This is a genomic window from Pedobacter nutrimenti (assembly GCF_003208655.1).
In the GTDB taxonomy this organism is placed as follows: Bacteria; Bacteroidota; Bacteroidia; order Sphingobacteriales; family Sphingobacteriaceae; genus Pedobacter; species Pedobacter nutrimenti.
The window spans coordinates 65433-91961 of sequence record NZ_QKLU01000011.1 but is presented as its reverse complement, the minus strand read 5'-3'; the positions used below and the strand labels follow the sequence as shown (position 1 = coordinate 91961).

Here is a 26529-nt window from a genome sequence, read left to right as displayed (position 1 = left end):
AAATTTATATTAAAATGTTGCGTTTAAACCAATGGAGATACTTTTTGACAAAGGCTGGGCATAGATATTGCCATAGCTCTCAGGATCAAAATAACCTTTGTAATTTGTTCCGAAAACAAAAAGGTTCCTGCCCTCTACACTAAACCTTAAGCTGTTTGCCTTAATTTTTCCCGCAATTTTAGAAGGCAAAGTATAACCAAGCCTTACACTATTGATGCGGATGTAACTCATTTTACGGGCAAAAATATCCAGGCTGTTATAGGTATTTCCTACATCACCACCGTTGAACCAGGTCGCCGGCATCCACCTGCTGCCATCACCGGTATCCTTGCCAATAATAGCAGGCAGGGTACTTCCGGTATTGGAGGGGCTCCAGGCATTTAATACATCCCTGCTGTAATTTTGTCCGGGATCCACCTGTGCCGGGTTATAAGAAGGATTTGCCAGCATCATCTGGTCCAGGTTAAAAGTCGCAGATACTGCAAGATCAAAATTCCGGTAACGGAACCGGTTAACCAGTCCGCCCGTGTATTTCGGGTCCCTGTCACCGGCATAAGTATATAAACCTTGCTGTTCCTTAACACTTAAAGAAGTTTCTGCCTGCTGACCCGGGAAAAAATCTGCATAAGGATCATACAACTTGTAAAAGTTTTCCAGCGACACTACTTTTCCATCCTTTACAAACTGAGGGATACCATTGGCATCCAGGCCAGCGGTTTTGATCACAAACAGTGCATTGACCGGATAACCCTCTTTGGAAGGCGAAAGTGAATTTAAACGTGCATTCTCTCTGACCACTTTACTTTTGTTATGGGCAATGTTAAAATCGGTCCACCACTGAAAATCTTTGCCGCTGATGTTCCGGGTAGAGATGGTCAGCTCCAGTCCACGGTTGTTTACCTTTGCCCAGTTGGTATTGGTAAACTCAAAACCATTTTCCAATGGCAGTTCCTGCAAACCAATCAGGTCTTTACTGTCCCTGTTGTAATATTCTAAAGTAATCTGCAAAGCATTGTTCCATAACCCAAGGTCCGCTGCCGCATTAAAAGTTGTTGTTTTTTCCCAACGCAGTTTTTGGTTTGGCGGATTAGAAACAATAATGGTGTTTTCGCTCTTTCCTGGAAGGATGGTAGCGCTGTTGTAATTTCCAACAACGAATGGAGAAGTGTTTTTATCCACGTTCCCTTGAATACCATAAGAAGAACGCAGGCGTAGGTTGGAAAGCCAGTTGATTTCTTTAAAGAAGTTTTCTTCTTTTGCATTCCAGGCTGCCGAAACAGAATAAATAGGCAGGTACCTGTATTTAGGATCCACCCCAAAAAGATCTGAACCATCATAACGGATACTGCCATATACAGTATACTTGCGGTCGTAAGTATAAGAAAGTGTTCCGTAAAAAGAGGCATAAGCATTTTCAACAAATCCTTTCTGATATTGCTTGTATAAAGAACTCCCAACGTAATTTGAATTCGGAAAAACAATATTTTGAGTAGTTAGTGTCCGGTCGTTATAACCAAAACCTTTGGTGGTGATGTCCGTATTTCTGGTTTTACGGAATTCCGCACCCGCTAAAGCCTCGATTTCATGTTTTTCATTAATCACGGTTTTGTATTCCAGTATGTTTTTCCAGTTGTACTGGAAAAAAGAAGTGTTCTGGTTTTGGATCACCCCACCACTGGGTAGAAAGTATTCGTATTTGTTTGTTGCAGAACTAAAATACCTGGTCTCTTCACGCATTTTGCGCGTGTAGTAGGTGTCTGCACTGGCATATTTTTCAGCACCGGTTTCTTCAAACTGCAAACCCATTTCCGAACGGAAGTTCAGTTCTTTGCTCAGTTTGTAGTTCACATCAAAAATCCCTTTAAAACTCTTGTTGCTTAATTTGTAGCGGCTGTTTTCCCTTTCTTCTATCACATTAAAAGGTAAAAAGACTTCTGCACCCAATCCGCCTGTAGAACCCAGAATATCCTGGTCATACACATAGGCACCATTTGCATCCCTTACGGTCAGGTAAGGATTCAAAGCACGCATATATCTGGACGGACTGGTCCTTGAACTACCCTCGGTCAGAAAGGTGTTGCGGTTGGTCACCGAGCCAAACAAGGCTGCTCCAAATTTCAGCTTCGGTGAAACGATAAAATCGGTTTTCAGGGTCGTGTTGTAACGCCTCATTCCTGTACCAATGGTACTCCCTTTTTCATCATAGTAACCAGAAGAAAAGTAATAATTTGCCTGATCATTTCCTCCTGACAAACCCAAAGTATATTGCTGGTTCACAGCAGTCTGGTACAATTCCTTTCCCCAGTCAGTATTGTTGTTCCGAAGAGCATTAATTTGCGCCTGTGTGGCAGGACTTAAACCTGCAAAGCCTTTTTGCCTCAGGGTATTCAGTTCACCCGATTTATTCAGGATCCTGGCAATAGCCCCCTGTCCGCTCCTGTAATCCAGGTCGGCCCTGGAAGCCAGTCCAAGTTCGAAATCAACTTTCTCGCTGGCATTCATCAGGTTCAGTTTACTGAAATCGGGCCTTTGCTCTATAAAAGTATTGGCATTAAAAGTCAGGGCCATAGGGCCTTTTTTACCTTTTTTAGTGGTGATTACAATAACCCCGTTTGCTGCCCTGGCCCCATAAATGGCGGTAGCCGCCGCATCTTTTAAAATGGTGATGTCGGCAATATCGTCTGGATTTAAGCCAGAAATGGGCAAATTGCGCAGCTGATCAATGTTTTCTTTATCCTGTAGGTTTTTTGGCAGGTTGGTCCCCTCCAAAGGCAAACCATCCAGTACCCATAAAGGATCCTGGGTTCCGTTTAAGGAAACCGTACCCCTGATCCGGATCACAGGTGCAGAATTGGGCCCTCCTGTTAAATTGGTCACAGACACACCGGCTACCTGTCCCTGCAGCATCTGGTCAATTCCCGATACCCCGCTTTGACGGACCTTGTCATAATCCAGTTTGGCCACTGAGGTGGTATTTTTGCGTTTAGCTATGTCGGTATAACCATTGACAATCACTTCATTCAGTACATTGTTGTCGCTGGCCAGGGACACAGAAATATGATTTTTGTTTTTGATGCTCACCAACACTGAGCTGTAGCCCATATAACTGACCCTTAAGTATTCCACCGAAGCCGGTACTTTCAGCGTGAATTTCCCGTCCACATCTGTCACCGCCCCTATGGCCACATTCTGGATCACTCCAGGACTGCTTTGTTCCCCTATTGTTGCTTTATCTACAAAGACTGAAGCCCCTGGTATGGGCTTCCCATCCTCCTCCGCCAGCACCTGACCCGTAATGGTCCTTTGATCCTGCGCGTAGCTGGTTAAGCCAATGCCGAACAGGAAAAAAATTAGTAAAAGTTTATTCATTTCTGCAAATTTATTGGTTTATTATTTAATTGATTTTTAGGTTTTGTTTAATCCTCAGGATCAGATCGTTATAATGGCTCTGAGTTTCCTGGTCCCCGTTGTTTTTCTTTTTTTGCAGCAGGTTTAAAATTTCCATCAGAGCACCTCTTTTTGCCGGAGCCACATCAGAAGTCCTGGCCATAGAAGTCACGAATACATTCCTCAGTTCTTTTTCCACAGGGGTTTTCTCGTCCCTGAAAGCCCGCGGGGTCAGGTCACAAAGTTCCGGCAGGTTTGCCTGCGGGCCCCGTGCCGGTTGCAGGGTCTTTTTATTGAGTTTTTCCATTAACTTATCCGTTCCAACCAGCAATACATCCACATAGTTCTGTTGGGCCAACCGTTCATCGATGGAAAGGGAAGCTCCTTTCATCGTTGTTTTAAAGATGGTTTTATGAATACCACTCAGCAGGTCAGATACGGTGAATACGGCATCTTTACCATATACAGACTCCATTTCCAACATCCTCAGCAAGCGTTCATCACTCACAAGACTGTACATTAAACCATATTGCTGTTCACGCTTAAGGTTATAAGGCCCATATTCAAAAGGACCAAGTGGTGTATCTTTAACGGCGAAAGTGTGGGCTAAAAGGGCTGGTTTAAACAACCATTCCGGCAGTTGAAACACCTGTTTTTTCAAATAATCCAGCGCCTGTTCCTGCATCTTTTTTGGTACGGGCGTATAGGCATTTTTACCATCACCGGCAACGGGACTTTCCAGGTAATAACCACCAATGTTTGCAATAACGTGGTCGGCATAGGTATTCCATTGCCAAATGGCCGCCATGTATAATTTACCCGCCTGGTAATAGGAATCGCCTGGATCAGCTGCCCAGTTTTCAATCTGAGGGACCATTCTCTGCAGGTTTTTCAAACCATAGGTGCTTGCTTTCATGGCGTTGTCACCAATGTCTTCTGACTGCGCCCTCGGATCTACCACATTTAAGCCGCTTTGTTGCTCTCCGTAGTGGTACAAAGGATCGTTCTGTTTTTGGGTAATCCAGGATTTCTGAACCTCAAGGTCTTTGCGCGGATCTTGTGTATCCAGCCAGCGATATCCCCAGGCAATGGCATATTTATCGTAGACCCCAATTTGTGGAGTAATGTTGGTCACCCCGTCTTCGGGCTGGGCCACATAATTGAAACGGGCATAATCCATTATCGATGGAGCGGTCCCGCCCATTCTGGAGGTATAGCTTTGCGAACGCAGGGAATCTACGGGATAAGCAGCAGAGGCCCCCATATTGTGTTTCAAACCTAGGGTATGTCCAATTTCATGAGAAGAAACAAAACGAATGGCATTGCCCATCTGCGTGGTACTAAACTGGTTTTTTCTTGCCCCGGAATCAATCACTCCGGTTTGCACCCGCATCCAGTATTGCAAAGAGGTCATTACATTATGCCACCAGATCACATCTGATTCCAGGATTTCTCCTGAACGCGGGTCAACCACCGCCGGCCCCATTGCATTCGATTTAGGGGAGGCCGCATAAGTCACCACCGAATACCGCACATCATCGGCGTCAAAATCGGCCGTATCAGTAACCAGTTTTGCCTGAATGGCATTTTTAAAGCCAGCTGATTCAAATGCTTTTTGCCAGTCATGGATCCCATCTATAATATAAGGTCTCCATTGAGGAGGCGTAGAAGGATCTATATAAAATACAATCGGTTTTTCAGGTTCCACCAGCTCTCCGCTGAGGTAACGGGTGCGGTCCTGCACTTTTGGCTCCAGCTTCCAGCGGGTAATGAGCTCCCTGGTTTCCATTTTTTGTTGCGTATCGGAAAAATACCATCTTGGCGTACTGAAATAACCCACCCGGTTATCTGCAAAACGAGGTTTCATTGGGTTTTCCGGAAGCAGCAGCAAATTGGTGGTCACTGCAACACTTACCGGAATACTGCTCTGTCCTTCAGTTACCGAAGTGCTCAGCAATGAGCGCACAACAATGTTTCCCGGAAAACTTTTCATCTGCTCAATGGCAGAGAGGGCACTTTTAGGGCTTGTACCCAAGCCTATATTGGTAAATACATCGTTGAAGCTTTTCTCGGTTCCGTCAAATACTTTATTGACCTTAATCACTACTGCTGAAGAATCCGGGGAATAAGCCTCGATTTTAAAATTTTCAATAACCGAACCTGTAAAATTATCTTTAACCGATTGGGTAATGGCATCCCCCTTGGGTGATTCCACTTGTGGAACAATGGTTTTTACCCATACCGTTTTGGCCAGTTTGTTTGGATAAAAGCGAATGACCTTGTTTTCATAGTTCATGCCTTTATTTAAACCTGCTTCATTAATGGCCAGAGGGACAGAAGAGATTTTATTGACCAGCAAAAAATCTTTGCCCATCAGTTTCAGTGGAATTTCGAAATAATAATCTGTTTCTACCTGGTGCACTTTAAACAAGCCACCAGTTGTTCTGGCTTTTTTCAGTAAAGTACTGTAATTCTTAAGACTGCTCTTTTTTGTACTGTCGGCAGCTGATTTTTTGTTCAGGCTATCCGGACTGTTCTTTTTTGTGATGTTAATCTTTGGGAGCTTCTTTTTTTGTTGCGCAACGGAACTGATTGAAAACAAAACGCCAATCGTTAACGTTGTACACCATAGTAACGGTCTTATCATTCTAAATCTCTGCTTTTTATGAAGCACTAAAAATGACCTATATTTTATGGATAAGAGAAGCCTGCAGAGTGAAGCGGGAAGATTTAGCAGTGAAAGCGCATATCTGCGGAGTGAAGAAATCGTTTCCCCCGGATTAAATTTATATTAAGTCCTTTAAAGCGGACCTGTATTATAAAAGCGGAAAAGCGCAGCGGTACTCCCCCTGGTGCTGGCCATGTTCCAGGCCTGTGACCTCCAGGTAATGGTACACCCCGGCAATATAAGAAAGGCCCTGCTTGCCAGAATCTTCAGTAAAAGCCCGCAACTGAAGGTTATTGACCACCACAATTTTGTCCCCCTGGCTCCGGATGCTGATTTTTAGTGGCTTTTCTTTGGAAAGCATATTGTGTTTTACTGCATTTTCTATAGCGATCTGTATACTTAAAAACGGAAGTTTACGGTCCAGATGTTCCTCCTTTACTTCGACCGACATGGGCAGCATGGCCTCTCCAAAACGGATATGCAATAAAAACCAGTATTGTGCAGCAAAGTCCAGTTCTTCTGCAACACCAGCCAGGCCGTTGGGGTAGCTGTCCAGTAAATAACGGTACACCCTGGATAGTTTAATGACAAATTCCCTGGCCAGTTTGGTATCCCGGTCAATAAGGGCATTCAGCGAGCCCATAGAATTGAACAGGAAATGAGGATTCACCTTATCCTTTAATACCTTCAGCTGCAGCAATGCATTTTCTTTTTCCTGCTTTTCTGTCCGGATCTGCAGCTGTTTACGTTCCAACAGCAACAGTTTGCGGTTGGCATCGAGTTCCAGGCGGAGCATCAGTTCTTTTTGCCAGCGGTGTTGCAGGTAAGCCATTACCCCTACAATGATCAGAATGGAAAACAAGCCAATCACAATAAAATTTTTTCTCAGGCCATTGATCTCTTCATCGACTACAAAAGCTGGAGTATCCACCAGCATGACCCAGTCCATAGCGCCAATATGAAAAACAGAAGCGGTGCGCAAAACGGGTAAGCCCAGGTAACTGGAAAATACGGTTTCTTTAATTACCGCATTGTTTTTCACCAACAGGTCCAGGTAATCCTGCTTCAGCCCCGGGAGCCGTTTTCCAATAAAATTAATATCCGGATGAGAAATACAATAGCCCCTGCCATCCAGAATAATGGCATAGGCAATACTTTTGTCCTGGACATTCCACAAATACTTTTGAAATTTCTGCAGGTTCACTTCCAGGCCAATGAGCACCATGGTCGAATCGGCAAGCCAGAACCGGGAAGCCTGCAGCCAGTAAAGAGAATCGGCCTGGGTAATCAAAGCCCCCTTACTTCCCTGCGGATCATTTTTTTTGGTAAATTCCCTCCGCAGCCAGTTTTTTATTTTTGCCGCTCCAATTTCCGGCACATTAAACAAAGTATCTTTCGGATTAAAACAGGCATACCAGCCCTGGCTGACCTGCGGATCATTCTGTAAAACATTTTTCAGGCCAGCAGCACGCCGGATAAACTGCCCCCGGTCCTGTATCCCCATCATCATCCGTTCTGCAGCAGATAAACCACTAATGAGTTTACTGAATTCATGATTGACATTGCTGGCCTTATGCTGATAATAGATGTCCAGTACTTTATTGTTGCTCAGCAGTTCTGTCCTGGCTTTAAGTTTATTGTTCATAAACAAAGCCATCCCCAAAAAACAAAGAAAAACGACCACACCCAATACGATCAGGTGTTTATGATTTTTGGGGATTAAATTCATTCCCCAAAGATAACCATATTCTTAAAATCCTTTCATCAGTGATTTTTAGCAAAAAAACCGACATCCTGTTTTTGCAGGATATGAATTACGGCCTTTGAATCGGCATCAGGGAATTCCTTTCCGTGAAAAGCCATGAGCATCACATCTTGATATGGGCCAGCCTTTGGCAAATGCGGATCTTGTTTGCTATAACCTCCGGCAGGTATATCGCCTTCGCTTTTGACATTAAACAAAATGTTGCCTTTCCAGTTGGATTGCAATAAAGGCCCCTTGATACTGGCCGCCGCTCCTCCGCCAACAATCACATTGTAAGCTACAGTTACCGCTGTTGCCCCCATTCCTTCTTTACGGGGTGTCATGACAATGTTTTCTGGATTGAGCACCAAAGTATTGAATACAATCTGGATGCGGTCGGGCCGGTCATGGACGGTAAGCTTTGCTCCATCGGCGACTTCCCCATCGCCATTTCCAATGGTAATGGCCGGTTTACAATTTTCAAAACAATTGCTGTAAATCAAATGGTCATCGCCAAAAATACGCAGTCCGGGGGTATTGGTAAAATAGTTTGCATAAACAAAACACTTGTTGCCATGACGAAGGGTAAATTGCGCTGGACAGTCTCTTACCGTATTGTACCGAAGGGTAACGCCTGATGCTTTGACAGAAATGAGTTCATTTTCTCCGGCGCAGCGTTCAAACAAATTATACTCCACCGTACTGTTACTCGAGGAAAGACTGAAACCACTCAGGCCAAACTGCAGGGCCTCGGCCCCGTTACCGGTTTGCGGTAAAAAATCGCTGAAATAATTGTGGTGGATGTACAGCCGCTGGGCAATCTGGCTTCCAGTTCCCCTGACTGCGATAAAACGGCCCATGCTGTTTTTATTTCTGAAGGTATTGTAATCCACTTCCTGATCATTTCCGGCCAGGGTAAGGTCTTCCCCGGCCCCACTGTTTTCAAAAATATTTTCCGTCCAGCGACAAAAAGAAGTTCCTGCCCCAGATCTGGCCTTAGAAGCCTCATGGCTAAATTTAAATCCTTTAATCAGCACATACTTTGCAGGTTTCACCAGGCTAAAGCCCCCTTTCCCTGTTATTTCTGTTTCCCCTGCTTTTTCTGCGCAAATGCTCACCGGCCGGCCTTCTTTTCCCTGACAACTGATCTGAAGATCCGTTTCCAAAGTATAGACGCCTTTGGCCAGCAGGATCACATCTCCGGGGGATGCTTTCTGAATGGCCTTTTCAAGATCAGCAACAGAAGATACCCGGATCACTTCCGCGGAAACAGAAAATCCGGACAGCAGGGCCAGAAAACAAAAAACGGCCATTTGCCGGGCAAAAACAGAACACAGTTGTTTCATCATATCGGGGTTTAAATACAGGTTTCTAAATTAACAGATCCAGGTCTTCACCGGGCGGGCACAGCAGCAATTTATTCAGTATTTTTGTCATCTGCCCGGGGATTTGAATTTATTTTTATCTTTAGCCCTTATGGAAGAAACTAAACCTCTGATGATCCTCAGCGATGTGGAACAGCGTATAATTGGTGTGCTGATCGAGAAAAGCAAGACCACTCCTGACTATTACCCAATGACGATCAATTCGATCACCATTGCCTGCAACCAGAAAACCTCTCGCAACCCTGTAGTCAATTATGATGAGCAGACCGTCACACTGACCCTGAATGCCCTGAAAATAAAGGGCCTTGTGGGCACAGTTACCGGCGCAGGGACCCGCAGCATGAAATATAAGCATAACCTGGCCATTGTATACCCCCTTCTTCCGGCAGAACTGACCATCATTTGTCTTTTATTGCTCAGAGGGCCTTTGACCCCCGGAGAAATTAACACCAATTCGGGAAGAATGTATGAATTTGAAACCATAGAAGCCATCCAGGAAATCCTGAACAAACTGGCTGCCGACCAGCCGCCTTATGTACGTCAGCTTTCGAAAAAACCGGGTCAGAAAGAAGCCCGGTACCAGCAGCTTTTTGGCGGTGAGAAAGAACATGAAGAGCCTGAGCTTGAATCGCTAACCATCGCCTATCCTTCTACTGAGCTGGAAGAGCGGGTCATTAAACTGGAGCAGGAACTGGAAGAATTAAAAGAACTGGTGAACCTGCTGATGGATAAATAATCTCCCCTTTTTAAGGCAAAAAAAACAGGGCTAAATGTTATGCGGTTTTTTGACTAAATACCAGATGAGTCCGATATGAGTCCGGTATGAATCCCTTTTGACCCCGTATTTTTAAATCAAAATCCGGGGTCAGATCAGACTTTCAACGGAAGCATACCGGGCTCATAAACCAGCCTGGTCCAAGACAGGTTTTACCCTGGCCGCTGTTCAGTTAAAAATAAATTAAGAAGGTTCTTTGTCTGCAGGTCCGTTGGCAGGCGGCTGTGGGTAATGCAGGTAAACATCTGTTTGTGGAAAAGGAATAGAAATTCCATGTTCATAAAAGACTTCGTAGATGTTACTCAGTACCTGGCTTTTTAAACTGACCCAGTTGCTGATGTCGTCCACCCAGAACAAAATCCTGAAATCGACAGAACTGTCATTCAAATGATGCACCAGCACCATCGGCTTGGGGTCCTGCATGATGTCTTCGCGGTCTATAATTTCCTTGAGCAGCTTAATCACCAAACCCAGTTCGGTGCCATAAGCCACCCCCACAATCAGCTCTACACGCCGGTGCTTGTTGCTCAGGGTCCAATTGGTCAGGTGTTGGGAAAGCAGGTCCCCGTTGGGTACTATAATTTCTGAGCCATCGGCAGTGGCAATTTTACTGGCCCGGATGCCCATTTCCTTTACAGTTCCGGATTTATTGCCGATTTCAATAACGTCCCCCACCTCTACCGGTTTTTCAACCGCCAGGATAATACCCGACACCAGGTTATTGACAATGGTCTGCAAACCAAAACCGATACCCACACTTAAAGCCCCTAAAATTATGGTAATCTTTTCCATCGGTATGCCTGAGGCGGTAATGGCCAGTAAAAAACCAATGGAAAAAATAGCTAGTTTAATGAGCAATATGGAAGAGCTCAGCTTGTTCTTTTTGCTTTTGGAAGTAGAATGATGGTCTGCAAATTCAAAAAAGTAACTGACCGCTTTACTGACCACTGTCGCTGCCCAGACCACCAGTACAAAAACCACTATGCTTCCATAGGTAAATTCGTTCCCGCCAATTTTACGGCTCTGGGTCAGTACCCCTGCAGCAAAATCATAAACGGCATCCAGGATGTTCAGGTTTCCGGCCAGCAGGATCAGCCATAGGATAATGGCAATAATATTCAGTATACTTTTAAAGCGCTGCTGGAGCAGGGCAAAATCGAAATAGGTAGGCGTTTCTGAATTTTCTTTACTTGCCTCCAGCTGCAGGAATATGGCTTCCATCACCACCCTTACAAAAATAACCAGGCTCATAGACTGCCAGATCCCAAACAATGAAGTTACCAGAAAGATCTTGGAGAGACTGAAGCGGCCAAAAATATTGCAAAACACCGAAATCAGCTGCACGGCAATAAAAACCCTTAAAAACAAAACTGTTCTTTCCGGATAAAAATCACGAGAAGCCTGTACCCTTTTCAAAAAGGCAAAACCTGCAGCCGCACCTGCGGCACCCAGCAGGAAAACCGCAATGCGGTCGGTAAAGGAAACCAACAAAAAAAGATTGCTGATCCCGGTAAATATGGTGAGCAGCAATACAATAATCCAGAATTTAAAGAGCAGCTCTGGCCATACTTTACGGACCAGAAAGCCCGTACACAGCACCAGCATGAGCATAAAAAGCTCCATAAAGATCACCGGCGGATGATCGTAAAAAAAGAAGGTGATAAAACCCGTAACCAGTAAAGAAGCCAGAACAGGAATCCGTGGCAGGTAATGTGCCTGGTTTAATATGCCTGTATAATCTGCTTTGAGCAGTTTAATCCGGCGTATGGTAATGCTGATCCAGCTGTAAAAGGCAATAAAAATGATCAGACCAAAAAGATGTATGGTCCAGTTGGTATAAAAATAATAATTTAAAAGCTGCAGGTTGGCCGTAATGGTCCTGTCCCAGGCCGTTTTGAAGGTTTCGGCATAATCTTTTTCACCCGATTGCCACAAATAAGGATATTCTTTGGAAAAGGCCCTGGCCCCAAATTTACGCAACTCGGTGTTGATGCGTTCTTTATAATTGGTCACCTGGATATAACTTTGGACAACCATACTTTGCAATACCCCGATCTGGCGCATACTTTGCTTATTGGCCCCGTCAATTTTCCGCCATTTGGCATCCAGCCTTTTTATTTGTTCCTGGTATTCTTCATTCAGAATACTGTCTGTAGGCGCATTTTTCAGAGAGGGGTCCTGTTTCATCTGGATCAGGCCGTTCTGGATCTGTACCAGTTTATCGTTATAGCCGCTTAAGGTTTTCTGATAGACATTCAGTTTGTCTTCGATCTGGGTAAGAATATCCCTGAGCGAGTACAAATACCTGAGAGTATTGGAACGGTCTTCTACCGAAGTTCCTTTCTGTATATATTTAAGGCTGCTTTCAATTTTGGGAAGGTCTGTGCTTACTGTAGTGGTGTCAAAACCCCTGGACAAAACCGAATTCATCTGGTTAAAGGTATTGGCATAAAACTCTACCCTGTCCATAAAGGTATTCAGAGAGGTATCCCCTTTTGCGGCAGCAACCGAATCTTTTAAGTTTTTTTGTTTTTTAGAAGATTGCGCGAGGGCATTGCCGCCAATTACAAAACAGGCTATAAACAGGACCGGATAAAAAACCGTTCTTAACATATATTCCGATTGATTTATGAAGATAGCTATTTTAAATCTTCATTCTTTCTTTTGCACGGTCAAAAAAACTTTTCTCCCTCAGCTTTGCTTCCACTTCTTCAATGGCCTTCATCAGGTGGTTTTGGGTATCAATCATTTCGGCCGTGGCCAGCCTCAGCACCTCCCATACCGGATGCATTTTTTCGACCAGCTCCCGGCCTTTATCGGTCAGCTGCAGCAGCCTTTTGCGTTCATCGTCTTTGTCTTTTCTGGAACGGATCAGTTTTTCTTTTTCCAGCTCTTTGAGCAGGCTTATGGTCGAAGGATGGGTATAACCGATTTCACCGGCCAACTCTACCACACTCAATACCGGTTTGTGGTACAAGGTATAGATGACCGGGAACCATTTGGGTTCAAAGTCAATGCCATGCGCTTTGTAAACCTGGAAACCATCTTTGCGGATCTGGTCACTGAGCCTTTGCAGCCTTGTGGCAATGGCCAGTATACCAGATTCATCAATAACATTCATAAGCTCTGTTGTTTGTACCGGCCCAAATATAAGCGGCAGATTAAAATATAGCTAATTAATTTTAAATCACCTTTAAATGATAAAAGACATTGTCGGCCTTCATTCTGGGAAAGTAAGCAGGAAGTGCTTCTGCTGCGATCTTTTCAAAACCATTGCGCTCATAAAAACGCTGGGCAGCTTTGAGCACATCCACTGTGCCCAGATAAATATCCTTTAGTTTTTTGTCCCTGCAATACCGGATTAAAATTTCCAGAAGGTCCTGTGCAATATTCAGCTCCCTGCCCCTGAATTCCTTTTTCACGAACATTTTCCGCAGGGCAGCGGTCTGGTGCCCTACTGACAGCAGGGCAATGGAGCCGACCAGTTCATTTTCTGCATGGAGCGCCCCCCAGAAATTTCCGCCATCTTTAAAATAATTGCTTTCTATATCTAAAAGGTCGGGCTGCCCTTCCAGGGTAATGGGCACGTTAAATTCTATTTGCTGTATGGGCAGGATCAGGTCCTGGATCTGTTTGCAATAACTGTTGTCCAGTGATTTTAGTGTGATAGAAGGTTTCATATTTCTTTACTTACATCCAAATATATGTAGCAGACTACATATATTATAAATAAATTTATTTTTCCTATAAATCCATGACAAAAAGACAAACAAAAAAGACTAAATGACAAACAAATAAATCAAAATGTAAAATATATTTGACATTTAAATTTATTTGTCCTAGCTTTAAATCATGAACAACAAACTCCTTCTTCCAAACAAATACAAGGTAATTGGTTGGATCGTCTTTTTAGTTTTTGCAGTGATGGGCATTGCTACACTGTATTTTGAGTTTAGCATTCCTGGTTTTGTTCTTCCCATACCCGTAAATGAAAGTAAATTTATTTTTGAAGACTCTTATAACCTCACCAATGAAACCGCCCTGGCCGGAACCGTTGTTGGTTTGCTGATGATCTGTTTTGCCCGGGAACCGAAAGAGGATGAATACATTTCACTCATTCGCCTGCGCTGCTGGCAATGGTCTGTTCTGGCCAGTTATATTGTACTGCTGGTTTTAAATTTCAGCCTATACGGCATGAGTTTTTTCGTTGGAATGGTCTACAATCTATTTACAGTATTGGTTATATTCATTGCCAGGTTTTACTACAGCATTTATAAACTGAATAAAGAGCAGCAAGATGAAGAATAGCATTAAGGTACAAAGGGCCATTAAAAACCTTACGCAAGCCGAACTGGCCAGCCTAATGCAGGTGTCCAGACAAACCATTAATTCTATGGAGCTCGGCAAATATGTTCCTTCAACCATTTTGACCTTAAAACTGGCCAGGATTTTTGAAAAACCCGTTGAGGAGATTTTTGAGCTGGAAGAAGGAGATTAAAAAATACGTTTTACGGACAGAAATAAAATGAACTGAACAAAGCGGCCTTTCCATTTGTATTTATATTTGTGAGAACACTAAATAATTGAAAAACGATGAATGCAGTCAAATCCTATGCAGCTAAAAGCGCGGATAAACCTCTTGAACCCTATCAGCTGGACCGCCGGGAGCCCGGGGCAGATGATGTGGAGATCAAAATCCTGTACTGTGGCGTATGCCACTCCGACATTCATACGGCCAGAAATGAATGGGCCGGAACCATGTACCCTGTAGTTCCGGGACATGAAATTGTGGGCAAGGTTACCCGCGTGGGCGACAAAGTCAGCCGCTTTAAAGTTGGGGACACGGTGGGCGTGGGTTGTTTTGTAGATTCCTGCGGACATTGCAGGAATTGTGCGCAAGACAATGAACAGTATTGCGAAAACGGACATTCCCAAACTTACAATTCCCTTTTACAGGATAAAAAAACCATTACTTATGGTGGTTATTCCAGCCATATCGTGGTGACCCAAAAATTTGTCCTGAGTGTTTCAGATAAACTTCCGCTGGAAAAGGTAGCCCCTTTACTTTGTGCAGGCATCACCACCTATTCTCCTTTAAAACACTGGAATGTTCAAAAAGGCGATACACTTGCCGTGGTTGGTCTGGGCGGACTGGGTCATATGGCAGTTAAACTGGCCGCTTCCATGGGCGCAGAAGTGACGGTATTGAGCCGTTCCAAAAGCAAGGAAAAAGATGCTGCAGAACTGGGTGCCCATCATTTTGAGCTGACCACGGATCCTGAAAACATGAAAAGACTGCGCAATACTTTTGATTACATTATTGATACCGTCTCTGCGGAACATGATTATAATGAGTACCTGTCCCTGCTCCGGACAAATGGGGTCATGATCTTACTGGGTGTTCCGCCAAAACCATCGGACGTTGCCGCTTTCCATTTGATTGGCGGCCGCCGGAGTTTAGTGGGATCACTGGTGGGTGGTATTAAAGAAACCCAGGAAATGCTGGATTATTGTGCCCAGCACAACATCACTTCCGATGTGGAAATGATCAATATGGACCAGATCAATGAAGCCTATGAACGGACCCTTGCAGGTGATGTGCATTACCGCTTTGTGATTGATATGGCTTCACTTAATTAAAAGCCAATTTGATTAAAATATAAAGCAGCTGCCTGCCAGGCAGGTCCAGCTGCTTTTATTTTTTGCGCAGATAGTAGTAACTGTTTACATAAAGCAGCAAAGAACCCAATAAGATCCCTCCCAGTACATCTGTAAACCAGTGTGCACCTAAATAAATTCTGGAGTAGGGCACCAGTAAAATCATCCCGGCAGAAAAGCCGCCTACCACCATACGCACCAGTTTTGGTATGCTGTTCATATGGAACATCAGGACCAGGATAAAGCCAAAAAACAGCACATAGAAATTTACATGTCCGCTGGGAAAGCTTTGCTGTCTGGTTTTTTCCATAACCTGTACAAAGGGGGCAGCCGGCCTGGGCCTGTCCACAAGATATTTAATCAGGGTACTGGCCACACCGCAAAAAAGAGTAAACAAAACAAAAAGGGCCTCTCTTTTATATTTAAAAAGAAAAAACACCAGCGCAGTGATCAGCACCATCAGCACAGAAAACGGCATGACTCCAAAATCACTCACCAGGCGCATCACCTTGTACAAGGCCGGGCTTTGAAAGGACTGCACCGCTTTGGAAACGTTTTTATCCAGGTCCGGTAAGGGCATCAGTACAATGGCCAGGGTGAGTGCCACAAAGGCCATGGCGATAAGCACCATAAGATAAGCCAAGGCAGATTTTCCTTTTTTATGCATGTATTTTTTTGCTTAATAAACGCACGAACTTAAACATTTTGACAACTAAAAAGTGATTTCTATCACTTTTTAAGGAAAGGCCTGTCATTTTAACCCTTAGGCCTTTGCAGCAATTTTGTAATCAAATGCAAAGCCCATGTCCGCCACAAAAACTTTAGAGATCAGTAGTTCCTGTTACCACTGCGGGGAAGACCTGCCAGCAAGTCCTTATACCGCAGATCAGAAAAACTTTTGCTGTTTGGGCTGCAAAGGGGTTTACCAGGTACTCCAGGGACATCACATGGGCGATTATTATGCCTATAATACCGTTCCCGGAAAACGCCAGTCTGGTACGGCCCAGCGTCTGGATTACCTGGATGAAGAGCTCATTGCAGCTGGCTTGCTCGATTATCAGGACGAGCAAATGGCCATAGTTACTTTTTACGTTCCGGCCATACATTGCAGTTCCTGCATCTGGCTGTTGGAAAATCTGTATAAATTTCATTCCAGTATCCGCCTGTCCAGGACCGATTTTTTAAAAAAACAGGTTTGTATTACCTATAAAAAAGCAGAACTATCGCTCCGGCAGCTGGCCGAATTGCTGGTCCGCATTGGTTATGAACCCCTGATCAGCCTGCAGGATGTAGTTAAAAAACAACAGAACCCTTCCTCACAAGATAAAACATTGCTGACCAAAATAGCCGTTGCTGGCTTTTGTTTTGGGAACAGCATGCTCCTGAGTTTTCCCGAGTACTTTGGGCTTTCGGGACTGGAAAAACAGTTTTCGGATTTTTTTGGCTGGCTTAACCTGGCCTTTGCCCTGCCCGTGGTTTTCTACAGTGGCCGTGATTACTTCAGTTCGGCCTGGCACAACTTAAAAAATGGCGTACTGAACCTCGATTTTCCGCTTGCCCTGGGCATTGCGGTGATGTTCGGGCGTTCTGCAGCAGAAATACTGAGCCATACCGGGGCCGGTTTTGTAGACACCCTGTGCGGCCTGGTGTTTTTTCTGCTCATTGGCCGCTGGATGCAGCAGCACACTTACCATCACCTTTCTTTTGAAAGGGATTACCGCTCTTATTTTCCCGTTGCAGTAACCTGCATCAACGCTGAAGGCGAAAAAGCCATTCCCCTGGAAGGCTTAAAAAAAGGAGACCGGATCCTGATCCGCAACAATGAGATCATACCGGCAGATGCCATATTACTCAAAGGCCGGGCAACGCTGGATTTTAGTTTTGTGACCGGTGAATCCAGGCCTGTGGAAAAAGTACTGGGTGAGGTGGTCTACGCCGGAGGAAGACAACTGGAAGGGGCCATTGAACTGGAAGTGGTCAAGCCGGTTTCCCAAAGCTACCTGACCCGGCTATGGAACAACGAAAGCTTTAAGCACAGCAAAAACCACATTAAAACTTTTAGTGCGATGGCCAGTAAATATTTTAGCCTGATGCTTCTGCTGCTCGCCTTTTGCACGGCTTTGTTCTGGATTTTTAAAGGAGATGTTTCCCGGGCGATGGCTTCCTTTACCGCTGTGCTGATCATCGCCTGCCCCTGTGCCCTTGCCCTGAGTTCGCCATTTACCCTGGCCGCGGTATTGAGCATTTTTGACCGGAACAAATTCTATCTTAAAAGTACTGCTGTTATTGAGGAGCTTGCCCGGATAGACACTTTTATTTTCGATAAAACCGGCACCATCAGTCATCCCGAATCTGCAGGACTTGTTTTCAGCGGGACTTTGTCTACAGAACAGGCCCAGCTGATCAATGACCTGGCCCGAAACTCGGGACATCCTTTAAGCCGTGAGCTGGTCCGCTGGGCCGGCCTGCCTGCAAAACACCTGGTTTCCCATTACCAGGAAAAAGTTGGCAGGGGCATCAGGGGCACCCTGAACGGACAGCAGGTACAACTGGGCAGTGCCAGCTTTCTTGGGCTTGACCCCCTTTCTTTTCCACAAGGCAGCCAGGTACATGTACTGATCGATGGGCTGCACCTGGGCTACTTTTTATCCAGCCAACGCTGGAGGCCCGGCTTTAAAGAGCTGGCCTTAAAACTTGGCCAGTCGGCCGGGCTGCATTTGCTTTCAGGTGACCAGGACCACGATCTTAAGGAGCTCCTGCCCTTTTTCCCAAGTCTGCAACACCTCCATTTTAAACAATCCCCCCAGGACAAACTTGATTATGTGTCCGTGCTTCAAAAAAAGGGCGCCAAAGTACTTATGTTCGGAGATGGACTGAACGACGCGGGCGCTTTAAAACAAAGTGACCTGGGTGTGGCTGTTACCGACAACATCAACAATTTCAGCCCCGGCTGTGATGCCATTCTGGACGGCAGCAGCTTTTCAAAAATCCCGCAGTTTATCCGGCAGGCAAAAGATGCCGTTAAAGTGATCCATATGAGTTTTGGAATTTCTCTGTTGTACAATATGCTGGGACTCTTTTTTGCGGTACAGGGCTTACTTTCCCCGCTGATCGCGGCCATACTGATGCCCCTGAGCACCGTTACCATTATTCTGTTTACCAGCATCAGCGCCCGGCTGTATGCACGTAAAAATCAATTGTTATGAACATGATCTTTATCCTGATCGGCATCAGTATTTTACTGGCCCTGATCTTTTTAGCTGCGTTTTTCTGGGCCTTTAAAACAGGCCAGCATGAAGACACCTATACCCCATCGGTCCGGATCCTTTTTGAAGAGGAACTTTCCACTGCCGAAGAGAAAAAAAGTGACCAAGATCAGTTTTAGCCACAACTGTAATCATTCTCCGGGAAGACCATGCCCTGTACTTTTACCCCCATAAACAACCATTCGTTATTTTAATATGATTGAGAAATTTTACTACGACAACAAGATCGTCAGGAACTTTGCCATCGCCACCATTGTATGGGGCATCATCGGCATGACCGTTGGTCTGCTGGTTGCCATGCAGCTCTTTAAACCTGCATTAAATATGGGCAGCCAATACACCACATTTGGCCGCATCAGGCCCCTGCATACCAATGCAGTAATTTTTGCTTTTGTTGGGAATGCCATTTTTATGGGCGTATATTATTCCCTGCAGCGTCTGCTCAAAGCAAGAATGTTTAGTGATGTCCTGAGCAGGATTCATTTCTGGGGCTGGCAGCTGATCATTGTCTCGGCGGTCATTACCCTGCCCCTGGGTTTAAGTACTTCTCATGAATATGCAGAGCTGGAATGGCCCATAGATATAGCCATTACTGTTATCTGGGTTGTTTTTGGGATCAACATGTTTGGGACCATTATCAGGCGCCGCGAAAAACACATGTATGTGGCCATCTGGTTTTACATTGCAACCTTTGTGACCATTGCCGTTCTCCATATTGTCAATTCTTTTGAATTACCGGTTTCTGCTTTTAAAAGTTATTACCTCTATGCAGGTGTTCAGGATGCTTTGGTGCAATGGTGGTACGGGCATAATGCCGTGGCTTTCTTTTTGACCACCCCTTACCTGGGCATGATGTATTACTTTTTGCCTAAAATGGCACAACGACCAGTATACTCCTATAAACTGAGTATACTCCATTTCTGGTCGCTGATTTTCATTTACATCTGGGCAGGCCCGCACCACCTTTTGTACACTTCCCTTCCTGGCTGGGCACAGTCGCTTGGGGTTGCCTTTTCTATTATGCTTATTGCACCAAGCTGGGGCGGAATGATCAATGGCTTACTGACCCTTAGGGGCGCCTGGGATAAGGTCAGGGAAGATCCAACCTTAAAATTTATGGTAGTGGGCATTACCGCTTACGGTATGGCCACTTTTGAAGGCCCTATGCTGGCCCTGAAACAAATCAATGCCATTGCCCATTACACCGACTGGATCGTTGCACACGTTCATGTGGGTGCCCTTGGATGGAACGGTTTCTTAACTTTTGGTATCCTTTACTGGCTGATCCCAAGAATTTACAGGACCCAGCTGTACTCCAAAAAACTGGCCGCTTTCCATTTCTGGATCGGGACCCTGGGCATTATTTTTTATGCGGTCCCATTGTATTTTGCCGGTTTTACCCAAGGTTTAATGTGGAAAGAATTTACCGAAGAAGGGCTTTTAAAATATCCCAACTTTCTGGAAACCGTTATTCAGATTATCCCTATGTATATGTTAAGGGCCCTGGGTGGCGCCATGTACCTCTGCGGGGTGATTGTAATGACTTATAATCTAATTAAAACTACAAGGGCAGGTCAATTGCTGGCCAATGAACCTGCCGAGGCACAACCTTTACCGGCAGTGTATGTGGCCCAAGGTTCTGATAAAAAGCTGCACCGCATACTGGAGCGCAAACCCATGATTTTTATGGTGCTTTCCCTGATCGTGATCCTGATTGGAGGGATGATTGAAATGATGCCCACTTTTACCATCAAATCCAATATCCCAACCATCAGCAGTGTTAAACCTTACAGTCCGCTGGAATTGCAGGGCAGGGACATCTATATCCGGGAAGGCTGTGTGAATTGCCATTCGCAAATGATCCGCCCTTTCCGTTCGGAAACAGAACGTTACGGAGAATACAGCAAGGCCGGAGAATTTGTCTATGACCATCCATTTCTATGGGGTTCTAAACGCACCGGTCCGGACTTGCAGCGTGTGGGTGGTAAATATTCCGATTCCTGGCATTACAACCACCTGCTGGATCCTCAGACCATGTCTCCGGGCAGCATTATGCCACCTTATGAATGGCTGACCACGCAAAAACTGGATACCACCAGCACTGTGGCCAAAATTAAGGCCATGCGTACACTGGGGGTACCCTATGAGGCCGGATATGAGCACCAGGCCAACAAGGACCTGGACAAACAGGCGCAGGCCATTGCCGCTGACCTTAAAAAGAACAATGTAAAAGTAAAAAGTGATAAAGAGATCATTGCCATTATTGCGTACCTGCAGCGCTTGGGAATGGACATTAAGGCAAAATAAACCAGACAGATATGTTCAAACAGTTTTTACATCAGGTAGATGACAAGCAAGTGTATTTAATCAGTTCACTAGGAATATTTGTACTCTTTTTCATTATCGTGGGGCTGGTGCTTTGGATGATGAAAAAAGAGGAAGTGAAATACATGAGTGAACTCCCTTTAAACGAAGAAGAATTATAAAAAGATGAGTTATTCCGATATACTGGTGATCGCCATGGGCCTCACCGCAGTGATGATACTGGGTGTATCCATCCTGATGCTCAAAGTGATTAAGTTTTATGTCAAAGAGTCCGTCCATCCGACACCTTTCCCAAGCCCTGAGGAAAAAGCCCGGCAGGAAATAGCCCTGGAGCAAGCTTTGGCCCTGAAAAGGCTAAAACCATCCATATGGAGCAAAATTATGGGCTTAAAACCCATTTCAGAAGAAAAAGACCTGGTGATGGAGCATGAGTTTGACGGCATTGCCGAACTCAATAACCCTACCCCTGCCTGGTTTATGGTGCTCTTTTATGGAACCATATTTTTTGCCCTGGTGTATATGTTCAATTACGAGGTGCTTGGCTGGGGGCAAAATCAGGAACAGGAATATGATACAGAAATCGAGCAGGCTGCCCTGGCCAAAGAAGCCTTTTTACTTAAACCCGGAAATGCAAAAAATGCAGTGAATGAAAACAACATCGAACAGAGCAAAGATGAAGCAGTGATTAAAAATGGTGCCGCCCTGTTTCAAAACAGGTGTACACCCTGCCATGGGGAGCACGGACAGGGCATCGTGGGCCCTAACCTGACCGATGCGTACTGGCTGCACGGGGGAACCGTAAAAGACATTTTTAAAACCATTAAATATGGTGTTCCCGAAAAAGGCATGATTGCCTGGGAAAAATCACTCAGTGCCCAGCAGATCGCAGATCTGACCAATTATATATTATCCCTTCAGGGAAGTAATCCTGCTGGTGCAAAAGCACCTCAGGGAGAAAAACAACCATAAAATGTCACAACAGCCCGATCAGTTCAGAGACCAGATTTCCACTTTAACCGATGATGGAAAAAAACGCAAATGGATCTATCCCAGGATCGTTAAAGGAACTTTATACAGGTACCGTTCTGCCCTGAGTTATTTTTTCCTGGTGCTGCTGTTTTCGGCGCCATTTATCCGCCTGAACGGTGAACAACTGATCCTGCTTGGGGTACTGGAAAGAAAATTTGTTTTTTTCGGGCTCATTTTCTGGCCCCAGGATTTTTACCTTTTCGTGCTGGGCCTGCTGATCTTTATGGTATTCATTGTACTGTTTACCGTGGTTTTCGGGCGCGTCTTTTGTGGCTGGGCCTGTCCGCAAACCATTTTTATGGAAATGGTTTTCCGCAAAATAGAAAACTGGATCGAGGGCGATCACATCAAACAGAAAAAGCTTAATGAAGGTCCGCTGACTACAGAAAAAGTGCTAAAAAAAGGACTTAAACACAGTGTGTTTTTACTGGTTTCCTTTTTTATTGCCAATATTTTTCTGGCTTATCTGATTGGCACCCCAGTCCTGATCCGCATCATTACTGAGCCCATCTCTTCCCATCTGAGCGGCTTTATTTCCATCTGGGTGTTCACCTTTGTGTTTTACCTGGTTTTTTCCCGGATGCGGGAACTGGTTTGCACGGTCGCTTGTCCCTATGGCCGGCTCCAGGGGGTCTTGCTGGACAACCAAAGCATTATTGTGGCTTATGATTATGAGCGGGGCGAGCCAAGGGGCAAACGCAACAAAGAAAGGCCTGATGTAAAAGGAGATTGCATAGACTGTAAACTCTGTGTACAGGTTTGCCCGACCGGGATAGACATCCGTAACGGCACGCAACTGGAGTGCATCAATTGCACGGCCTGTATAGATGCCTGCGACATGGTGATGCAAAAAATAGACAGGCCTTTAAGACTTATTGGCTTCAAATCTGAAGAGGAGATTAAGCTCAAACGGCCCTTTAAACTGAGTAAAAGGATGTATGGCTATGCTGCTGTACTCTTGGCGCTGATTGCCCTGCTCAGTTACCTGCTGATCAGCAGAAGTGCGGTAAAAACCACCATGCTCCGGGCCAGCGGAACTTTGTACCAGATCAGGGAAAAGGATAAAACCGTCAGCAATCTGTACAATGCAGAGCTGGTCAACAAGACCAGCAAAGCCATTCATTTTGAAATTCGGCCAGAAAACCCCGATGCAAAAATCCAGTACATCCAGAAAGAACAGGAGCTGAAATATGGTGGCAATGTAAAACTAACTTTTTTTGTCATTCTGCCTCAAAACAGCATTAAACAATATAAAACAGAGATCGGCTTTAAACTGATTTCGGAAGGAAAAGTAATTGACCGCTTTACCAGCACTTTTATCGCACCACCAAATGAATAGACACATGAACTGGGGAACAAAATTAGTGATCGGCATGCTGGCCTTTATGACCTTTATCGTGGCCCTGGGCGTGCTGATGATCAGGAGTAAAAACGATGCACTTGTAGACAATGACTATTACGAAAAAGGCATCCGTTACAATGAGGACTATGATAAAAAAGAACGGGTCAAAAAAGACCAGGCCGAGCCGCTGATCCAGCTCAGGGAAAACACCCTGCTGCTTGGCTTTAAGGCCCCAGCACAGGGAACCTTAAAACTGATCCGCAGCGCGGATAAAAAACTGGACCGGACGCTGCCCCTAGAAACAAGGGAAGGAAACCATTTTGAAGTTCCACTGGACCACCTGGCCCGAGGCTTATGGAAAATACAGCTGGAATGGAAAAGTGCTGAAAAATCATATTTATATGAAAAGGAGCTGGTACTGCGATGAGTGACGGGCACCTGGCTTTTATGATCGGATTACTGGGCAGTGTGCATTGCATAGGCATGTGCGGCCCACTTGCTTTTGCTGTTCCTTCTGTAAAGACTGGCCGTGTTTACCTGTTTACAGACAAAGTGCTTTACCAGCTTGGACGGATGATTTCCTACAGTGTACTGGGCGCTTGCATTGGAGGGATTGGACGTCAGCTCTGGTTATCGGGCCTGCAGCAGGGCATCAGTGTGGCCAGCGGGCTGCTGATCCTTGCTGCGGCCTGTTCCAGGATCTTTAAATTATCAGGTGTAAACCGCACACCCGCCTTTTTACTGCAACCTTTTCACCGGCTGCTTGGGGCGGCCCTCAAACACAAAGCCAATCATTTGATTATTGGTATAATCAATGGCCTGCTGCCCTGTGGATTTGTATACCTGGCCCTGGCCGGGGCAGTGAATACCGGAAGTATTCCTGCAGCCAGTGCTTATATGTTCTGGTTCGGTGCAGGAACAGCACCGCTGATGCTTTTGGCAACTATAGGTGTTGGTTTTAGCGGAAAGGTATTGCGGGGCAGGATCAACCGCATGGTCCCCTATCTGATGCTTTTTCTGGGTATTTGGTTTATTTTAAGGGGAATGGACTTAAATATTCCTTACTTAAGTCCTTCAAAACCTTCAAGCGGTGTAGCCGAGTGCCGTTAAGCACCAGCTTAACCCGCCAGGCTGAACAACTGGGTCTGTGGTTGGTTTTCCCATAGCCTGGCATCGAGCGCCATACAAATGTTTCTCAAAAATCTTTTACCAGATACAGTGACCTGTATTTCATTTTCCCTGATTTCAACCAGGCCGTCCTGCTGGAGTTCTTTCATCCGCTGAATGCCTGCAAAAAGTGCTTCATTCTGCAGACCAGGATCTGACCAACTGGTTTTTCCATGGCACATCAGGTTTAAAATATGCTGACGCAAGACCAGGTCTGTAGCACTGAGTAAATGTCCTTTGACCACCGGGATTTGTCCACTTGCAGTCATTTCCACATAGTCTTCTACTTTTTTGACATTCTGGGCAAAACCGGTCCAGCTGTCGCTGATGGAGGAAACCCCAAGGCCAATCATCAGCCGGCTGTACTGCTCGGTATAGCCCATAAAATTCCGGTGCAGTTTCCCTTGCTTTTCTGCTTCAAAAAGGGCATCATGTTCGAGCGCAAAATGGTCCATTCCAACTTCGCTATAACCTCCGTTTTTAAGCATCCGGCGACCCGCCTCATAAAGCTGCTGCTTCAGCTCAGCAGAGGGCAGGTCCTGCTGGCTGTACCTTCTTTGTCCGGGTTTAACCCAGGGAACATGGGCATAACTGTAAAAAGCAATACGGTCTGGCTTTAAACGCAGTACGGTATTGACCGTATCCATTAAACCCTCCAGGCGCTGATGCGGCAAACCGTAAATAAGGTCGTAATTTACCGAAAGATAGCCCCGCTCCCTGGCCTGAAGGGTAACCCTTTCCACTTCCTGCGGGCTCTGGATCCGGTTGATCATAAACTGCACCACAGGATCGAAGTCCTGTACCCCCAGGCTCAGTCTTTTGAAGCCCAGCTGATGTAAAACATCCAGATGTGCGGTACTGGTATTGCCCGGGTGGGCCTCAAAACTGAAAGCGGCCTGGGGATGAAGATCTGCTTTTTTAAAAATACCCCGGATGAGTGTTTCCAGGTTCTCCGGGCTGAAAAATGTAGGCGTCCCACCGCCCAGGTGCAATTCCTTGATCCTGGGGTTTTCATCAAACAATTCCCTGTACAGGGACCATTCCTGCAGTACCGCAGCAATGTAGGGTTCCTCTACCTTATGATTTTTGGTAATACGGGTATTACAACCGCAATAGGTACAAAGGCTTTCACAGAAAGGCAGGTGAATGTATATACTAATGCCATCCGCTGCATTACTTGCCTGAAAGGAAGCAGTGACCGCCCCTTTCCATTTTTCCTGATCAAAACTACTGGCGTCCCAATAGGGCACTGTAGGATAACTGGTATAACGGGGTGCGGCAACATGATATTTATCAAGTAATTCTTTAATGCTCATGTTCACCTCCCTGCCCCTGTGAATTTTTCTGATCACAGGACCTGGAACAAACACAGGCTATTCCCAAACAACGGTTGCTTTGCCATTTGTCGAGGTTCAGGATCGTTTCTTCGGCCAGGGCCATAGACAATTCTTCAGTACTTCGCTGGTCCAGCGCGGCCGCAGGAACATTGGCAATGCGGATCATTCTTCTGGCCGCAGCCTGCTGATCTATATGATCGGTGGAGATGGAACGGGTTGCGATATAGCGGATGCCAAATCCGGCCAGTTTATCAATCACTTCTGCAGAAACCTCGTCATCGCTGAAAACGATCACGGCTTCTTTTCCTTCGGCATACACGGCAGTTTCCGCTGTCAGCGCATTGGAAATCAGGGTGATTTCATGTTTTTTATGATTGGCAATAGCCAGGGGTTCTTTTTCAAAGGACCTTATACTGTATGCGACGACTCTCATGCTACTAAATTTT

22 protein-coding genes are annotated in these 26529 nt (G+C 45.4%); 12 read left to right on the top strand and 10 right to left on the bottom strand.

What is annotated here, in order from left to right:
- Window positions 1–9: 9 nt before the first annotated feature.
- The 4 genes from B0O44_RS23635 to B0O44_RS23620 all read right to left on the bottom strand — a co-directional run bounded on the left by B0O44_RS23635 (window position 10) and on the right by B0O44_RS23620 (window position 9148).
- Entirely contained in the window at window positions 10–3369 is a 3360-nt protein-coding gene (locus B0O44_RS23635; RefSeq protein WP_110834572.1) for a SusC/RagA family TonB-linked outer membrane protein, read from the bottom strand.
- 25 nt (window positions 3370–3394) lie between these two features.
- Window positions 3395–6034, bottom strand: coding sequence for a zinc-dependent metalloprotease (locus tag B0O44_RS23630; RefSeq protein ID WP_110834571.1), 2640 nt, complete (start codon window positions 6032–6034; stop codon window positions 3395–3397).
- 169 nt (window positions 6035–6203) lie between these two features.
- Window positions 6204–7784: a sensor histidine kinase gene (locus B0O44_RS23625; RefSeq protein WP_110834570.1), complete on the bottom strand. Its 1581-nt coding sequence runs from the start codon at window positions 7782–7784 to the stop codon at window positions 6204–6206.
- A 35-nt stretch (window positions 7785–7819) separates the two neighbouring features.
- Window positions 7820–9148 (bottom strand): polysaccharide lyase 6 family protein, encoded by a 1329-nt coding sequence (locus B0O44_RS23620; RefSeq protein ID WP_211321445.1) that lies wholly within the window; start codon window positions 9146–9148, stop codon window positions 7820–7822.
- 127 nt (window positions 9149–9275) lie between these two features.
- Between B0O44_RS23620 and B0O44_RS23615 the strand changes: the two genes are divergently transcribed.
- Window positions 9276–9920, top strand: a complete 645-nt coding sequence (locus B0O44_RS23615; RefSeq protein ID WP_110834569.1) for a YceH family protein — start codon at window positions 9276–9278, stop codon at window positions 9918–9920.
- A 222-nt stretch (window positions 9921–10142) separates the two neighbouring features.
- Here B0O44_RS23615 and B0O44_RS23610 read toward each other — a convergent pair whose 3' ends face one another.
- From B0O44_RS23610 to B0O44_RS23600, 3 genes are all read right to left on the bottom strand, one after another.
- Entirely contained in the window at window positions 10143–12572 is a 2430-nt protein-coding gene (locus tag B0O44_RS23610) for a mechanosensitive ion channel family protein (RefSeq protein ID WP_110834568.1), read from the bottom strand.
- A gap of 31 nt (window positions 12573–12603) precedes the next feature.
- On the bottom strand, window positions 12604–13080 hold the full coding sequence (locus B0O44_RS23605) for a MarR family winged helix-turn-helix transcriptional regulator (protein ID WP_110834567.1): 477 nt from the start codon (window positions 13078–13080) through the stop codon (window positions 12604–12606).
- Between the two features lie 61 nt (window positions 13081–13141).
- The gene (locus B0O44_RS23600) at window positions 13142–13639 is read right to left on the bottom strand and encodes a GNAT family N-acetyltransferase (protein WP_110834566.1); all 498 of its coding nucleotides are present in this window, start codon (window positions 13637–13639) and stop codon (window positions 13142–13144) included.
- 172 nt (window positions 13640–13811) lie between these two features.
- On the opposite strand from B0O44_RS23600, the gene B0O44_RS23595 reads away from it, so the two are divergent.
- The 3 genes from B0O44_RS23595 (at window position 13812) to B0O44_RS23585 (ending at window position 15599) form a co-directional block, all read left to right on the top strand.
- On the top strand, window positions 13812–14267 hold the full coding sequence (locus B0O44_RS23595) for a hypothetical protein (RefSeq protein WP_110834565.1): 456 nt from the start codon (window positions 13812–13814) through the stop codon (window positions 14265–14267).
- Window positions 14257–14457, top strand: a complete 201-nt coding sequence (locus tag B0O44_RS23590; protein ID WP_110834564.1) for a helix-turn-helix transcriptional regulator — start codon at window positions 14257–14259, stop codon at window positions 14455–14457. The genes B0O44_RS23595 and B0O44_RS23590 overlap by 11 nt, the downstream gene beginning before the upstream one ends.
- A gap of 95 nt (window positions 14458–14552) precedes the next feature.
- Entirely contained in the window at window positions 14553–15599 is a 1047-nt protein-coding gene (locus B0O44_RS23585) for an NAD(P)-dependent alcohol dehydrogenase (RefSeq protein ID WP_110834563.1), read from the top strand.
- A gap of 55 nt (window positions 15600–15654) precedes the next feature.
- Here B0O44_RS23585 and B0O44_RS23580 read toward each other — a convergent pair whose 3' ends face one another.
- Window positions 15655–16284, bottom strand: a complete 630-nt coding sequence (locus B0O44_RS23580) for a phosphatase PAP2 family protein (RefSeq protein WP_110834562.1) — start codon at window positions 16282–16284, stop codon at window positions 15655–15657.
- 136 nt (window positions 16285–16420) lie between these two features.
- On the opposite strand from B0O44_RS23580, the gene B0O44_RS23575 reads away from it, so the two are divergent.
- The 8 genes from B0O44_RS23575 (at window position 16421) to B0O44_RS23545 (ending at window position 24689) form a co-directional block, all read left to right on the top strand.
- Entirely contained in the window at window positions 16421–18823 is a 2403-nt protein-coding gene (locus B0O44_RS23575; protein ID WP_110834561.1) for a heavy metal translocating P-type ATPase, read from the top strand.
- A complete protein-coding gene (gene ccoS, locus B0O44_RS23570) occupies window positions 18820–19002 on the top strand; it encodes a cbb3-type cytochrome oxidase assembly protein CcoS (protein ID WP_110834560.1) in 183 nt (60 codons plus the stop codon). Before B0O44_RS23575 ends, ccoS begins: the two co-directional genes overlap by 4 nt.
- Before the next feature lie 76 nt (window positions 19003–19078).
- On the top strand, window positions 19079–21190 hold the full coding sequence (gene ccoN / locus B0O44_RS23565; RefSeq protein ID WP_110834559.1) for a cytochrome-c oxidase, cbb3-type subunit I: 2112 nt from the start codon (window positions 19079–19081) through the stop codon (window positions 21188–21190).
- A gap of 11 nt (window positions 21191–21201) precedes the next feature.
- Window positions 21202–21369, top strand: a complete 168-nt coding sequence (locus B0O44_RS25035; protein WP_170123399.1) for a hypothetical protein — start codon at window positions 21202–21204, stop codon at window positions 21367–21369.
- A 4-nt stretch (window positions 21370–21373) separates the two neighbouring features.
- Window positions 21374–22177, top strand: a complete 804-nt coding sequence (locus B0O44_RS23560) for a cbb3-type cytochrome c oxidase N-terminal domain-containing protein (protein WP_110834558.1) — start codon at window positions 21374–21376, stop codon at window positions 22175–22177.
- A gap of 1 nt (window position 22178) precedes the next feature.
- Window positions 22179–23576 carry a cytochrome c oxidase accessory protein CcoG gene (ccoG, locus tag B0O44_RS23555; protein WP_110834667.1) on the top strand — a complete coding sequence of 466 codons (1398 nt, stop codon included), beginning with the start codon at window positions 22179–22181 and terminating at the stop codon, window positions 23574–23576.
- Complete coding sequence (locus B0O44_RS23550; RefSeq protein WP_245943784.1) at window positions 23569–24006, top strand: FixH family protein; 438 nt, start codon at window positions 23569–23571, stop codon at window positions 24004–24006. Before ccoG ends, B0O44_RS23550 begins: the two co-directional genes overlap by 8 nt.
- Complete coding sequence (locus B0O44_RS23545; RefSeq protein WP_110834556.1) at window positions 24003–24689, top strand: sulfite exporter TauE/SafE family protein; 687 nt, start codon at window positions 24003–24005, stop codon at window positions 24687–24689. The genes B0O44_RS23550 and B0O44_RS23545 overlap by 4 nt, the downstream gene beginning before the upstream one ends.
- An 8-nt stretch (window positions 24690–24697) precedes the next feature.
- Here B0O44_RS23545 and hemN read toward each other — a convergent pair whose 3' ends face one another.
- Both hemN and B0O44_RS23535 read right to left on the bottom strand, forming a co-directional pair.
- A complete protein-coding gene (hemN, locus tag B0O44_RS23540; RefSeq protein ID WP_110834555.1) occupies window positions 24698–26062 on the bottom strand; it encodes an oxygen-independent coproporphyrinogen III oxidase in 1365 nt (454 codons plus the stop codon).
- A complete protein-coding gene (locus B0O44_RS23535) occupies window positions 26052–26516 on the bottom strand; it encodes a Rossmann-fold NAD(P)-binding domain-containing protein (RefSeq protein WP_110834554.1) in 465 nt (154 codons plus the stop codon). Before B0O44_RS23535 ends, hemN begins: the two co-directional genes overlap by 11 nt.
- Window positions 26517–26529 lie beyond the last annotated feature (13 nt).

Coding starts and splice junctions, on each gene's coding strand:
- B0O44_RS23635 (WP_110834572.1), bottom strand. CDS start 3,369: ATGAATAAACTTTTACTAATTTTTTTCCTGTTCGGCATTGGCTTAACC.
- B0O44_RS23630 (WP_110834571.1), bottom strand. CDS start 6,034: ATGATAAGACCGTTACTATGGTGTACAACGTTAACGATTGGCGTTTTG.
- B0O44_RS23625 (WP_110834570.1), bottom strand. CDS start 7,784: ATGAATTTAATCCCCAAAAATCATAAACACCTGATCGTATTGGGTGTG.
- B0O44_RS23620 (WP_211321445.1), bottom strand. CDS start 9,148: ATGATGAAACAACTGTGTTCTGTTTTTGCCCGGCAAATGGCCGTTTTT.
- B0O44_RS23615 (WP_110834569.1), top strand. CDS start 9,276: ATGGAAGAAACTAAACCTCTGATGATCCTCAGCGATGTGGAACAGCGT.
- B0O44_RS23610 (WP_110834568.1), bottom strand. CDS start 12,572: ATGTTAAGAACGGTTTTTTATCCGGTCCTGTTTATAGCCTGTTTTGTA.
- B0O44_RS23605 (WP_110834567.1), bottom strand. CDS start 13,080: ATGAATGTTATTGATGAATCTGGTATACTGGCCATTGCCACAAGGCTG.
- B0O44_RS23600 (WP_110834566.1), bottom strand. CDS start 13,639: ATGAAACCTTCTATCACACTAAAATCACTGGACAACAGTTATTGCAAA.
- B0O44_RS23595 (WP_110834565.1), top strand. CDS start 13,812: ATGAACAACAAACTCCTTCTTCCAAACAAATACAAGGTAATTGGTTGG.
- B0O44_RS23590 (WP_110834564.1), top strand. CDS start 14,257: ATGAAGAATAGCATTAAGGTACAAAGGGCCATTAAAAACCTTACGCAA.
- B0O44_RS23585 (WP_110834563.1), top strand. CDS start 14,553: ATGAATGCAGTCAAATCCTATGCAGCTAAAAGCGCGGATAAACCTCTT.
- B0O44_RS23580 (WP_110834562.1), bottom strand. CDS start 16,284: ATGCATAAAAAAGGAAAATCTGCCTTGGCTTATCTTATGGTGCTTATC.
- B0O44_RS23575 (WP_110834561.1), top strand. CDS start 16,421: ATGTCCGCCACAAAAACTTTAGAGATCAGTAGTTCCTGTTACCACTGC.
- ccoS (WP_110834560.1), top strand. CDS start 18,820: ATGAACATGATCTTTATCCTGATCGGCATCAGTATTTTACTGGCCCTG.
- ccoN (WP_110834559.1), top strand. CDS start 19,079: ATGATTGAGAAATTTTACTACGACAACAAGATCGTCAGGAACTTTGCC.
- B0O44_RS25035 (WP_170123399.1), top strand. CDS start 21,202: ATGTTCAAACAGTTTTTACATCAGGTAGATGACAAGCAAGTGTATTTA.
- B0O44_RS23560 (WP_110834558.1), top strand. CDS start 21,374: ATGAGTTATTCCGATATACTGGTGATCGCCATGGGCCTCACCGCAGTG.
- ccoG (WP_110834667.1), top strand. CDS start 22,179: ATGTCACAACAGCCCGATCAGTTCAGAGACCAGATTTCCACTTTAACC.
- B0O44_RS23550 (WP_245943784.1), top strand. CDS start 23,569: ATGAATAGACACATGAACTGGGGAACAAAATTAGTGATCGGCATGCTG.
- B0O44_RS23545 (WP_110834556.1), top strand. CDS start 24,003: ATGAGTGACGGGCACCTGGCTTTTATGATCGGATTACTGGGCAGTGTG.
- hemN (WP_110834555.1), bottom strand. CDS start 26,062: ATGAGCATTAAAGAATTACTTGATAAATATCATGTTGCCGCACCCCGT.
- B0O44_RS23535 (WP_110834554.1), bottom strand. CDS start 26,516: ATGAGAGTCGTCGCATACAGTATAAGGTCCTTTGAAAAAGAACCCCTG.